The sequence below is a fragment of the Erysipelothrix tonsillarum DSM 14972 genome, assembly GCF_000373785.1.
Classification (GTDB): domain Bacteria; phylum Bacillota_I; class Bacilli_A; order Erysipelotrichales; family Erysipelotrichaceae; genus Erysipelothrix; species Erysipelothrix tonsillarum.
The window spans coordinates 333,712-346,770 of record NZ_KB892380.1 but is presented as its reverse complement, the minus strand read 5'-3'; the positions used below and the strand labels follow the sequence as shown (position 1 = coordinate 346,770).

The following is a 13,059-nucleotide window of genomic DNA, read 5'->3' as shown; positions in this document are numbered from 1 at the left end:
GTATTACTCACCCGTTCGCCACTAAGTTCCAAGGAGCAAGCTCCTCTTCACTTCGTTCGACTTGCATGTATTAGGCACGCCGCCAGCGTTCATCCTGAGCCAGGATCAAACTCTCCATTTGATTCTTTCTCTTTTTAACTCTGACGAGTTTTGTTTATTTATTTATCCGTATTTCTTTTTGAAATTGACGTTTCCTGTTTAGTTTTCAAAGACCATTTCTTGCACTCGGTTTCCCTTAGCGCTTGTATATAATACCACCCTCTCTACCCACCGTCAACACTATTTTCACTTTATTTTGTTTTATTTTGCGTTTCTTCACAAAACATCTTGTTATGTGATTTTAAGGGTTTAAATCATAGGATTCATACCGGTTTATAAAGTAAAAAAGGGCACAGAGCCCTTATTTTACTAAGCTTTTTCCATTTTAATTTCTCTTAACAGTCTTAAACTATTAAGAATAACAAGAATGGTACTTCCTTCATGTCCCACTACACCAATTGGAAGACTGATCATATCAAAGAAGTTTGATATGACAAGAAGTAGAATAACACCGATTGAAAAAACAACATTTTGAATCACAATTTTACGTAGTCGCAGCGAAAGTTCAATTGCATAGCGTATCCCACTAATGTCATCCTTAACTAAAATGATATCAGCTGCCTCCATTGCAATATCTGTTCCGCTTCCCATCGCAACCCCAATGGTCGCATTTGCAAGCGCTGGCGCATCATTAATACCATCTCCAATCATTACCACTGTTCCCATTTCTCGTTCAAGATCTCGAATGATTGTCGCTTTTTCATCAGGGAGACATTCTGCTACAATTTTAGAAACACCAATTTTTGAACCGATGTGCTCTGCAGTTTGTTGGTTGTCTCCAGTGATCATTACCGTTTTTATATCATTGTTATTTAACCATTGCACTAGTGCGATGGCTTCTTCACGAATCACATCAATTAATCCCAAGACTCCAATAACATCTTCATCTTGTTGAATATACACAAGACTTTTCCCTGCTTGAGATAACTCTAATCCTTTATCAATGACAAATTGATCGTCCGTTGTCATGTGTTCAAGTTTACCAATCCGATATTCTTTTCCACCATAAACACCTTTAATTCCATATCCAGCAACTTCTTCAACATTATTTGCGGATGGATAATCTTCAATTTTTAACTGATTATAAAGGCCGGAGACCACAGCATTTGCGAGAGGATGCGTAGAATACTGTTCAATCGCAATAACAGCTTCTCCAACTTCGCGAGCATCTACACCATCTAAATAGAAGACATCCGTGAGTGATGGAACACCTTCAGTCAGTGTGCCCGTTTTATCAAAAGCAATTGCCTTTGCATCCATCATGTTTTCGAAATGAATACCGCCTTTAACTAAAATACCACGTTTGGCTCCATTCGAAATCGCAGATAGAGTAGCAGGCGTTACCGATGCAATCAACGCACATGGCGATGCAACAACTAAGAGAATCATCCCTCTATAAAATGAAGCTTCAAAGGACTGACCCATAAAAAGAATTGGTATAAGAATTACTAGCGCTACGACAACCAATACGATTCGTGCATAATAATCTTCGATGCGTTCAATAAATCGAGCTGTTTTCGAAGGGAATTGTTGTGCCTCTTCGACCATTCTTACAATTTTTTGAATTAAGGTATCGTTAACAGAAGTATTAACCTCTATCGTAAGCGGGTGAGAAATATTCAATGTTCCCCCAAATACTGTATCGCCCACCTTCTTTTCCTTAGGCATTGATTCACCCGTAATTGCAGCTTCTTCAATACTACTTTGACCATTATAGATCATTGCATCAATTGGAATTGTTTCTCCCACGGCCACAATCACCTTATCTCCGACCTCTAATTCCTCAACACTAACAACTTCTGTACTTCCGTTTTTATTTAATCGCGTTGCTTCTGTTGGTTGTAATTCCATAAGTGATCGAATTTCGCGTTGACTTTGGTCCAGTGTCAACTCTTCAAGTGCTCCAGATAATGAGAAAATAAAGATTAAAACTGCACCCTCCATATAATAGCCAATTAAACAGGCCCCGATTGCAGAAAGAATCATAAGCAATTCTACATTTAAATGTTTATTCTGAACGGTATCGGTAATCCCTTCTTTCGTTTGTTCATAACCACCGATCGCAATCGCTAAGATCAGTAATATATTATTATTAAATAATGCTCCCAGCAATAAAAGAATTCCACATAGGATCGTTTCTTTTAGACTTAAAATTGTTTCTTTCCACATAAGTAACCCTCCGTTTAATAATGATAATGATTATCAATATATATTACTATTATAACACGTTCATATGATAAATCTATACATCATCTTTAAGATTATTCATTCTATAAATAAAAACATTCACAAGGTTGAACGGTTTTATTTATAAAAATAGAGCGTATCTGCGCTCTATTCAATATCGTATTTATTTGGATTCGTACCAAGTCGTAAATCTTCATTGAGTCCGTTCACAATTTCGAGTTCATTATTTGTTAATTCGAAATCAAAAATATCAAAGTTTTCATGCAATCGTTGCTCTGATTGTGTTTTCGGGAAAACGATCCAATCAGTTTGCGTTTGCCATCGCAAGGTAATTTGTGCAGGTGTCTTACCATATTTATGCGCCAGTTTTACAATAGTTTCACTCTCCGAAACTTTGTTACGAGCAATCGGCATCCACCCCTCGCACGCAATTTGATAACGATCACATAACCGCTTCAGTTCGGTTTGGACAAGATACGGATGACGTTCAACTTGATTTATCATCGGTATAATTTCCGCAGATTGCAATAACGTCGCAAGTTGTTCTTCATTAAAATTGGAAACTCCAATCGCTCTTGCTCGGTTTTCCTTATATATTTTTTCAAAAGCACGCCACGTATCGCGAGACTTTGGTTGTGGCCAATGAATCAAATAAAGGTCTACATAATCCAACCCTAGTTTTTGTAATGATGTATCAAATGCTTTAAGTGTTGTCTCAAAACCTTGATCATCATTCCAACATTTCGTCGTTATAAAGAGTTCTTCACGAGGAATGCCCGAATCTTTAAGTGCACGTCCTACCGCTTCTTCATTTTCGTAAATCATTGCAGTATCAATATGACGATATCCAAGTTTCAGGGCATTTCGAACAACTGTATAGGCATCTTCCCCAAGCAAGCGGTACGTCCCAAGACCAAGCATCGGTATTTCTACTTTATTATTCAATGTTTTGTAGAGCATTATAAATCCTCCAGTTCCTCTTTAATACGCTCCCAAAAAGTTTTCTTCTTTACAAGCGCTTTAATATCATCTTTATGTTTTTCAAGTACCAAATTGGCACGATCCATGGTGAAGCGACCCTTACCCAATTCGAAAACCCATACATCATCTAACGGGACATTGATATGTACGTCCGCTTTCTTCACAATATGGTAGTCATCTTCTATTCGCATTAAATCCATACAACGCGTTGCAATTGCCATGAGCGAATTATACTCATGAAATGGCTCATTGGAGTGCATTGTAACGGCTATGGTTTTATCGACACCATATGCTTCAACAAGTTCAAGCGGCAAGTTCATTCGAACACCCCCGTCAACAAGTACATACCCTTGATATTCCATTGCAGCGATAACAAACGGGAACGAACACGATGCTCGAACCGCTTTTGCCAACGGTATATCTGTAATGATTTCCCAATCATTGTCCGTGATGGTAAACATTTCCGGGTGCGAAACGAAGCAAACAACCTTACCTGTAGTTAAGTCAACAGCAGGAATCGCAAGAGGAATTACGACATCGCAAATGTTGTGAATTCCAATAACATCAAGAACCTTTTGAAGTTCATCTTCAAGTTCTTGTCCATCCACATACCCCCCTGTTAATTTTTCCTTAGAAAATGGTAGAAGTTTGGCACTTGGTTTTGTAAATATATGCTTCTCTTTAATACTCTGTTCCAATTTCAGTACGACATCGGTTAATGTTTCCGAGTCAAGCCCGCACGCAACAAGCGCTGCAATTACCGAACCCATCGATGTTCCGGCAACCACATCAATTTTAATATTTTGTTCCTTCAATGCACGAATGACAGGAAGTTGTGAGATTGATTTAACACCACCACCTGATAAAGCTAATCCAATTCTATTCATATTGCCACCTCTATCCTTATTATACTATAAATCTTTTTCTGTATAGGATAAACACATGAAAGTGATACTCTGTGTTACCATTGTCGTATAATATAACTAAATAAAGGAGTTTTTATGACACAATACACACCCATCTTATTAATGCTGATAATCATACTTTTGGCTATCCTTATATATATGCAATTTAAAACACAGCGTAATACAATCAAAACAGATGCGCTGAAACAACAATTTGATGTACTTTTTGAAGAATACAATCAATTAGAACAAATATTGTTGAACCAAACACATACAACGTTGTCACGGATGGCAGAATTGGATTTCGAAAGCCGCGAAAAAGTTTCGGATAAGTTCAATCAGTTTACGGATCGAATTGATGTCCGTTTTAATGACCTTACGCAACGAAACATTGTTTTTGAGAAAGAAGTTAATCGCGCGCTCATTTTATTCCACGACAAAATGAATCTACAACTTGATCAACAGTTTACAAAACTCACTGAAAGTGTAGAACGACGTCTGATGTTAATGGATGATAAAGTCAGTCAATCACTTGAACAAGGTTTCAAAAAAACTAATGATACGTTCACCAATATTGTCGAGCGTTTGAGTAAGATTGATGAAGCCCAGAAAAAAATTGATGCACTCTCTGTTGAAATCGTTTCCTTACAAGATGTTTTAACGGATAAAAAAACACGAGGAACTTTTGGCGAAGTTCAACTTCATCACATCTTATCCTCAATCTTCGGTGATAAAAATGATCGAATCTACCAAATGCAATATAACCTAGCTAACGGAGTACGTCCGGATGCAGTCCTTTTTGCACCAGAACCTTTAGGTACATTGGTCATTGACTCTAAATTTCCTCTTGAGAATTACCGTCGCATGATTGATAAAGAATTGGACAGCAATCAACGAAACGTTGCCGAGAAGCAATTTGTTGTTGACTGTAAAAAGCACATCGATGCTATCGCATCGAAATATATTATTCCAGGAATCACCTCCGATCAAGCGTTGATGTTTGTACCGGCTGAAGCAGTCTTTGCAACAATCAATGCATACCACCCTGACATCCTCGAATATGCACAACGAAAACGCGTGTGGCTTGTTTCTCCAACTACCCTTATGAGTACCTTAACAACAATTCAAACGATTCTTGTAAACCTCGAACGCGAAAAATATGCAAGTGTAATACATGATGAATTGAATCGCTTAAATCTTGAATTTGACCGTTACCGTTTACGCTGGGATAATTTAAGCAAACATATCGAAAATGTGAGCCAAGATGTTAAAGATCTCCACATTACCTCACGAAAGATTTCAAACCGATTCGAGTCCATATCGGGTGTCGACCGTGATTTACTTACAAACGAACACGAAAAAGAGGATTAGTTTATGATTTCAACAATTCAAAAAATTGAAGGTTTTAGTAAAGCAATCTTAGTTGAACATATCTTATCGGGATGGTCTTTAGAAGATAAATACCACATTAGAGTCGATGGAGATGATTATCTAATTCGCTTCCAAAAGAGAGACTACCTCGAACGATTTGAGACTATGTACGAGCGTATGCATCAATTCGATAGTGATTATGCCATCCTATCTAAAGCGTTACATGTTGGCACAATTGATACTTTCTCATATATTATTACTAGTTTCATCCCCGGAATTCCCCTTGCTTCTCATCTAGAAACCTTAACCAATGAACAGCAGTATCAACTCGGAATCAACACAGGGTACGTTTTAAGTGAATTACAAAGTGTGGATTTCATCCCTTCTCAAGCCGATACCATGATTGAAAAAATCAACCTTACATTAAACCGATATCGCAATCATAGACTTCGTATTACAAATGACACAAATATATTAGATTTTATTAGCGAAAACCTTTCAGTACTAAAACAACATGATTTTGTTTTAACCCATAATGATTACCATCATGGTAACCTCGTTTGGACCCCTACTCATCATTTGGGCGTAATCGATTTTAATCGTTGCAAATATGAACATCCTTACCAATTTATAGAAAAAGTACAAATGTTTGATGCTGAGATTGCTCCTTTTTACGCCTCAGGGATTATTGATGGATTTTTTGATTTTGATATTCCAAACGATTTTTGGAATACTGCTAAAGTAATCATTGCATTCTCATCAATCAATTCGATTCTTTGGGCCGAATCATTCGGAAGTAATGAAGTTAAAACAATGCAATATCACGCGATGCGCTCAACCGCCGATTTTAATAATTATACTTCTGAGACACCACGATGGTATAAAGGAATTATGGACACTTGCCAATCCAATAATATTTAGTTGATAAAAATCAATGATATATGGCCGAGTTATAACATTTCTCTAACTGCAAAAGTATCGGGAATTCCTTCAGTGCTGAGAATGATTTTTCAATGCTATGACAGTTATTTTTAAATCAAATATTTTCAAGCATATAATCTTACCGAATGAGTTGTCTTCACGCTTATTTTATAATCTATCAATTTGAACGAGAATAATCTATAATTAATCGTATTGGGAGGGTTTTATGAAAACATTTGTATTTGATATGGATGATACGATTTATGATCAGCTCATCCCTTTTAAAAAAGCCTTAGAGGAATCTGGGTTCTCGACTATCAATGATATCCCCGCTCTCTATAAAGAAAGTCGCCTCTATAGTGATTCTGTTTTTGAGTCTACACAAAATGGTTCTATGACGAATGAATTAATGAGACGATTACGCATCCAGAAGCCACTGGAAAATCGCGGAATTTTAATGAATGATCGAGAAGCGGATTTCTTTCAAGCACGTTACGCATACCACCTTGATCATTTAGAATTACATCCCGATATCCAGGTTGCTTTCAATGCCCTAAATCAGAATGGTATCCCGTTTTTCATACTTACCAATGGCCCTTCTGATCACCAATGGAAGAAGGTTAAAGCCTTAGACTTAGAGACCCATTTACCCACCTCACGCATTATCGTTTCTGGAGATATCGGTCACTATAAACCTTCTAAAGAGATTTTTAAATTCATCGAAAATCAGTATCCAGGTGAATTTATTATGATTGGCGACTCGCTGCCTAATGATATCATGGGCGCCCGTAATGTTGGATGGGATGCAATTTGGTTTAACCACCGTCGGCGTGATGGGAATTACGAGGGTCTTACCTTGTTTTCTTTCAGTCAAATTAAAGCCTATGTTTTAAACACAATCTAAAAAAGAGGATTTCTAGCATCAGCTAAAACCCTCTTTTTTATTTGCGTTTTTCAATATGTACAATGGCATCACCTTCACGATAAACGCGGGTAATGCGATTACTTAATGTAGAAAGCTGGATATACTTTGAAATCCCAGTTTTACTTTCAATAAACTCACACGTCCGATGTGGACCAATGATTTCAACATCATCACCTAATTTAACAGTTTCATCAATGTGAATCATCGTTTGGTCCATACAAATTTTGCCAACAATTGGATATGCTTTTCCATTTATAAAAACAGGGACAGTTGCATTTCTTACGTCGAAACAATCCGCATACCCTATGGGCATAGTACCAAATCGCTCCTTTGACTTAACAGAATAGGTATAATCATAGCCAATTGTTTCACCTGGTTCTACACTATCAATGTGTAGCACCTTAGAATTAAGTGATAAAACAGGCTTTAAGGTTGGAATATCAACGCGATACCCATAAATCGCTAAACCCATACGAAAACCATTAATTATTGTGCTTTCTTTTATTAAGGATACCGGAGCATTCCCTACATGAACCCAATCAAAGGTGTGTTGTGAACGTTTGACAATCTCCTCGAAATGTTTGAGTTGAATGCGTCCTTTTTCCAGGTTTTCTGGACTTGGAAAATGTGTATAGATCCCTTCAATTTTGTAATCACTTGATAAAATCGCTTGAATTTCTCGCTCATCTTTAACCCCGATACGGTTCATCCCGGCATTGATTTCGAGATGTAATCGAACTTTTAAATCATAAGTTTGCATTTGTTGGAACCACGCAAGCGATGGAATAGTGTAAATATATTGATCACAATCTATTTGTGCAATAACCGCAGGATCGACGTAACTAAAGATAAGAATATCGTGTTTGATGCCATTACGTGTTAAGTGCTGTGCTTCATCAATGGAAGAAACACATATAAACGGAAGCTTTTCACGAATCATGATGCGACTGCATTCAACATCACCATGACCGTATGCATTTGCCTTAACAACACCAAAAAGCGACTTTCCGGTCACTGTTTGGATTTCTTTTATATTGTGCGAAAGATTATCGAGATTTATGGTTGCAATCGTCTCTCTACCATCCATTAAATAATCCTCGAATAATTGTAACTAATATAAAGTGCAAGAAGTCTATATGCAATCCACAATACGGAATGAATTTCATTTTGTGCTGCATATTTAAAAATAATTTGATAACTGCTTAAGTCAAAGAGACCCGCTACCCCCATCACTGTAACAACATCACTCATAACAATTGCAACAAATGTAAATATTGCGGCTGCAATCGAAAATTTCACTTGCACACCGCGTCCGAATTTCCGAATTGCAAACGCAATAAGATATCCAACCCCTACTATTATGAGTGAAAAATTAGCTACCTTATTTCGAAATATTCCAGATACAATTCCGAGTACTACAGCGGATATCAGCCCCACTAGAAGCGCTACATTGAATCGTTGTTTTTGTGTTAATGATCGTGTATTAAAGATTTCCATTTTAATTTTGTTCTCCTTTACATCATCTTGTGCTTAACATAATTAATAAAGTTATCATAAGCAATCCCGTTTGTAAATTCTTCTCCGAGAACCGCTTCAATTTCAATTAATAAATTTTGTGTTTTCGATGCATCTTCCAGATGTTTTATCTTCGTTTCAATACCATCAAAGTCTGATCCTAATCCCAACCGACTACCACAACCAATTTGGTTCAAATATTCGATATGACGAATCAGATCTCCAATCACTGTTTCTTCATCATCATCCTTAACAAATGCATCATAATAGACCACATGAATCGGTGCGTCCCGTTCAATCATGCGTCGAATTTGATTATCGCTGAGATTACGACGGTGTTTCGCAATCGCCTTAGCATTCGAATGACTTGCGATAACATGTTTCGCATTGTTAAGAACATCATCAAAGCCTTTTAGGCTAATGTGCGATACATCAACAAATAAGTTCCGAGCATTCATCTCTTCCACAACGTTGAATCCAAATGCGGTAAGTCCTGCTCCACGGGGTTCACCAATCCCATCGCAAGCAAGGTTTGCATCATTCCATGTCATTCCAATCGACAACACACCTTCATCAAGAAGGTGTTTCACTTTATTCATATCGTTTCCCACACAATCAAGTCCTTCTAAAGTTAAGAAGGTACCAATTTCGTCATCTTTTAATAACTCAATTTCATGAAACGCCTTAATCTGAGTTATTCCTGGTGTTGTTAACACACGTGTTTTATATGCTTCAATCTGTTCCAAAGCAATTTCATACTTATGGTCTACATTTAAATCTGGATCAATAAAAATTGCCATTGCTTGAACTTTAGTATTGCTGGCTTTAAGTTTTTCATAGTTTACGTCAAGTTTACTTGAATTTTGAAAATTGAGATTTGGATCCTGTTGAAGTTTGAATAAAACATCACAGTGCCAATCAATTATTTTATATTTTTTTGTCATACGCGAGTCGTTCGCCCCCATCTTTTAAAGTTATTTTACCACAAAGTTGGTATCCTGTTTTCAACAACAGTGAATTCATAGCAAGATTGTCTTTGTGTGTATCCATTCTAATTACCGAATAACCAATTATTCCGCAAAGTGTTTCTACTTCCTTTAGCGCTTGAAATGCAATCTTTTGGCCATGATATCGACAATCTACTGCAATACGGTGTACCACAGCATAAGGCCCTTCTTCATGCCAATCACCACCATCTATCGTATCATAATTTTCATCATTGCCCAGTTGAAGCATAAACGTTCCAACAACGGTTTCATTTTTTATAATACAATAACTGGTTCCGTTCTGAATATCATCTTGAATCGTTTCCCGGTTTGGATAACCGTTCTGCCATTGATCAATACCCTTTGCCAAAAACATTTCTTGAGCTTGAATGATAATCGTCATAATTGTATCCAAATCATGCGATGTTGCTTTTCGAATTTTAAAACTCATAAGAACCCCTCATATTTCTGATTTTTGTACTTTTTACCGCGAATTCTTTCATAAAGAAACAATACTCTTCATCAAGAGATTTTGTTATAATTGAATTATGAAAAAAACAAAAAATTATTTACTCTGTATTACCGGCGCAATTATGTTTGCCCTCTCTGTAAATTTGTTTATTATCCCTGCCCAAATTTATAATGGTGGAATGGTCGGAATCGCACAACTCTTGCGTGATGCCATTCAATACTTATTTAAATTTGAGTTCGCATTTGATATTGCTGGGATTGTAAACTTATTCTTAAATATTCCTTTGCTTATATTCGCATGGTTCAAGTTTTCACATTCATTTGTGCGCTATACACTTGTAACTATTGTAACACAAGCAATCTGTTTTACATTAATTCCTGTGCTCAATCAACCGATTGTAGACGACGTTTTTATTTCAATAATTATCGCTGCCGTTCTCGGCGCCTTCGGTGCTTCTTTGTCCTATCGCGCTAAAGGTTCTTCCGGTGGCCTTGATGTCATTGGATTCTATTTATCCCAAAAGAAGAAAGGAAGTTTGGGATCTTTATACCTCATGGTTAACTGCTCAATTTATTTAATCTGTTTAATTGTCTATAATGCTCAAACCGCATTATATTCCCTTGTTTACTCATTCATTTTCTCGTTCTGCCTTGATAAATTTCATGAACACAATATTGAAGTAAGTGTTATGGTCTATACAAAAAACAAGCAGATCAAACGAGAAATTATCGATGTAATTCATCGTGGTGTAACTTATTGGGACGGATACGGCGCATATACCGGCAGCCAAATGGATGTATTTGTCACCATTGTTGCTCAAAGCGAGGTAGTTGAACTAAAGCAACTAATTCGAAAACATGACCCCGATGCATTTATCATCGTCACAAAGAATTTAAAAGTAGATGGCGGTTTTGAAAAACGCCTCATATAGGAGGAAATTATGTTTGTTCCAGAATATAACGGAAATTTAAGATCTCACATTATTCGTGTACCGGAATCCATTCAAGAGGCCAGCGGAATAAAACTATTTGGTCGTACGGTAAAATCTTTTTTATTCACAACCGATGTCGCGATTATTCGTAATTGCAATGCAGATGCAGTAATCGCTATTTATCCCTTTACACCGCAGCCCATTATTACTCACGCCATTAAAAACGTTGCGGATGTTCCTGTTTTTTCAGGTATCGGTGGGGGAACTACGCGAGGACTAAGAGTTGTAGGACTTGCAGTAGATGCTGAACAGCAAGGTGCTACTGGCGTTGTGCTCAATGCCCCTACTACAAATAAATTAATTCGGCTCGTAAAGCAAGCAATTGAAATTCCAATTATTATTACTATATTAAATGAGGATGAAGATATTCAAGCACGTCTTGACGCGGGCGCAGCAATTCTCAATGTCTCTGCAGCTGCACGCACCCCTGAAGTGGTTGCGGCAATTCGTAAAAAATTTCCTGAAGTCCCGATTATTGCTACTGGAGGGCCGACCGAAGAATCATGTCGGATGACAATTCAAGCAGGTGCAAATGCCGTATCATTTACACCCCCAAGTACTGCAGAGATGTTTAAAGACTTGATGGCAACCTATCGCGAGTAGGCATATTCTACAATTATCCCCCCAGAGTGTGATAACATTATTAAAAGAGGTGACATCATGAAATTAGAAGTATCAAAAGAAGCAGCAGAATGGTATATTCGCGAACTTAATCTTAAAGAAAACGACAGCGTTAAATTTTTTGGAAAGGTCTATGGACCACACGGGGGATTTTCCTTTGCACTTGCAATTATGGAACCAAGCCGACCTTTAAAAATGATTAAAGTTGAAGGTATTAACTTTTACGTTGAAAAATCAGATGATTGGTTTTTTGCCGATAAAGACCTCAGCATCACATTCGATCAAGAACGTGATGAACCAAAATACGACGTCACAATTATAGAGGGGTAACCCTCTTTTTTTTCACTTTCTTTTAGATATCATAGACTTTTAATATTTTATGCTAAAATATATTATGAGGTGAGCTTATGTCACGAAATGAAGTTATTATTAACAATCAAAAATTTAAAGTGCCTACTGATTTTGTCAATCAAACCAAAAACTTTATTGCACTTATGCTTTTATATGATTGCGCCGTACGCGAAATCACGACAAAGTTAGAAATCTTGGATAAGGAATTGGGAACCCTCACACCCCGAAATCCCATTACTACCATCAAGTCACGTGTCAAAAAACCGCAAAGTATTGTGGAAAAACTGCTGCGTCTTCAAGTTCCTTTGAATGTAGAATCGATTCCTCTATATCTTAACGATGTCGCTGGCGTCCGCGTTATTTGTTCCTATATTGATGATATCTATATTGTTGCAGATATGATTTCGAAACAAGACGATATTCGTGTTATCGAAATCAAAGATTATATCCGTTTCCCTAAAGACAATGGTTATCGCAGTCTTCATATGATTGTAGAAGTTCCTGTATTTTTGTCCGATGGTAAACACGGTGCCAAAGTTGAAATTCAAATTCGAACCATTGCAATGGACTTTTGGGCTTCGTTAGAACATGAAATCCGTTATAAAAAAGATCATCGCCATATTGAGTCCGTTTCAGAAGCACTCTTTGACTGTGCTGAGACGATTGCGAAAACAGATCAAAAAATGCTCGATATTCGAAATCTAATTGACGATGAGCCTTCCCAGTAAAATTTT

Annotated in this window: 14 protein-coding genes and 1 rRNA gene; 7 read left to right on the top strand and 8 right to left on the bottom strand. The window is 37.1% G+C overall.

All coding sequences use genetic code 11. The features are described 5' to 3' along the window. The 4 genes from B096_RS0109355 to B096_RS0109340 form a co-directional block, all read right to left on the bottom strand. A 16S ribosomal RNA gene (locus tag B096_RS0109355) occupies positions 1-121 on the bottom strand; the annotation flags it as partial. 287 nt (positions 122-408) lie between these two features. Further along, positions 409-2,268 carry a heavy metal translocating P-type ATPase gene (locus B096_RS0109350; RefSeq protein ID WP_018580474.1) on the bottom strand — a complete coding sequence of 620 codons (1,860 nt, stop codon included), beginning with the start codon at positions 2,266-2,268 and terminating at the stop codon, positions 409-411. 165 nt (positions 2,269-2,433) lie between these two features. Then, a complete protein-coding gene (locus B096_RS0109345) occupies positions 2,434-3,246 on the bottom strand; it encodes an aldo/keto reductase (RefSeq protein ID WP_018580473.1) in 813 nt (270 codons plus the stop codon). After that, positions 3,246-4,154: a patatin-like phospholipase family protein gene (locus B096_RS0109340; protein ID WP_018580472.1), complete on the bottom strand. Its 909-nt coding sequence runs from the start codon at positions 4,152-4,154 to the stop codon at positions 3,246-3,248. Before B096_RS0109340 ends, B096_RS0109345 begins: the two co-directional genes overlap by 1 nt. A 114-nt stretch (positions 4,155-4,268) precedes the next feature. On the opposite strand from B096_RS0109340, the gene B096_RS0109335 reads away from it, so the two are divergent. The 3 genes from B096_RS0109335 (at position 4,269) to B096_RS0109325 (ending at position 7,368) form a co-directional block, all read left to right on the top strand. After that, positions 4,269-5,543, top strand: coding sequence for a DNA recombination protein RmuC (locus tag B096_RS0109335; protein ID WP_018580471.1), 1,275 nt, complete (start codon positions 4,269-4,271; stop codon positions 5,541-5,543). Between the two features lie 3 nt (positions 5,544-5,546). Beyond that, a complete protein-coding gene (locus B096_RS0109330; RefSeq protein WP_018580470.1) occupies positions 5,547-6,464 on the top strand; it encodes an aminoglycoside phosphotransferase family protein in 918 nt (305 codons plus the stop codon). A 226-nt stretch (positions 6,465-6,690) separates the two neighbouring features. Then, the gene (locus tag B096_RS0109325) at positions 6,691-7,368 is read left to right on the top strand and encodes an HAD family hydrolase (protein ID WP_018580469.1); all 678 of its coding nucleotides are present in this window, start codon (positions 6,691-6,693) and stop codon (positions 7,366-7,368) included. Between the two features lie 37 nt (positions 7,369-7,405). On the opposite strand, the gene alr is transcribed toward B096_RS0109325, so the two are convergent. From alr to B096_RS0109305, 4 genes are read right to left on the bottom strand one after another with little or no spacing between them, the layout of a single operon-like run. Then, positions 7,406-8,476, bottom strand: a complete 1,071-nt coding sequence (alr, locus tag B096_RS0109320) for an alanine racemase (RefSeq protein ID WP_018580468.1) — start codon at positions 8,474-8,476, stop codon at positions 7,406-7,408. Next, the gene (locus B096_RS0109315) at positions 8,476-8,886 is read right to left on the bottom strand and encodes a hypothetical protein (protein WP_018580467.1); all 411 of its coding nucleotides are present in this window, start codon (positions 8,884-8,886) and stop codon (positions 8,476-8,478) included. The genes alr and B096_RS0109315 overlap by 1 nt, the downstream gene beginning before the upstream one ends. A 17-nt stretch (positions 8,887-8,903) precedes the next feature. Then, positions 8,904-9,848, bottom strand: coding sequence for a dipeptidase (locus tag B096_RS0109310; RefSeq protein ID WP_018580466.1), 945 nt, complete (start codon positions 9,846-9,848; stop codon positions 8,904-8,906). Continuing rightward, positions 9,832-10,341 carry a GNAT family N-acetyltransferase gene (locus B096_RS0109305; protein ID WP_018580465.1) on the bottom strand — a complete coding sequence of 170 codons (510 nt, stop codon included), beginning with the start codon at positions 10,339-10,341 and terminating at the stop codon, positions 9,832-9,834. The genes B096_RS0109310 and B096_RS0109305 overlap by 17 nt, the downstream gene beginning before the upstream one ends. Positions 10,342-10,438: 97 nt before the next feature. On the opposite strand from B096_RS0109305, the gene B096_RS0109300 reads away from it, so the two are divergent. The 4 genes from B096_RS0109300 to B096_RS0109285 all read left to right on the top strand — a co-directional run bounded on the left by B096_RS0109300 (position 10,439) and on the right by B096_RS0109285 (position 13,053). After that, positions 10,439-11,293: a YitT family protein gene (locus B096_RS0109300; protein ID WP_018580464.1), complete on the top strand. Its 855-nt coding sequence runs from the start codon at positions 10,439-10,441 to the stop codon at positions 11,291-11,293. A 9-nt stretch (positions 11,294-11,302) separates the two neighbouring features. Further along, positions 11,303-11,956: a beta/alpha barrel domain-containing protein gene (locus tag B096_RS0109295; protein ID WP_018580463.1), complete on the top strand. Its 654-nt coding sequence runs from the start codon at positions 11,303-11,305 to the stop codon at positions 11,954-11,956. A 57-nt stretch (positions 11,957-12,013) separates the two neighbouring features. Further along, entirely contained in the window at positions 12,014-12,304 is a 291-nt protein-coding gene (locus B096_RS0109290) for a HesB/YadR/YfhF family protein (protein ID WP_018580462.1), read from the top strand. A gap of 77 nt (positions 12,305-12,381) precedes the next feature. Further along, positions 12,382-13,053 (top strand): GTP pyrophosphokinase, encoded by a 672-nt coding sequence (locus B096_RS0109285; protein ID WP_018580461.1) that lies wholly within the window; start codon positions 12,382-12,384, stop codon positions 13,051-13,053. Positions 13,054-13,059: the final 6 nt, after the last annotated feature.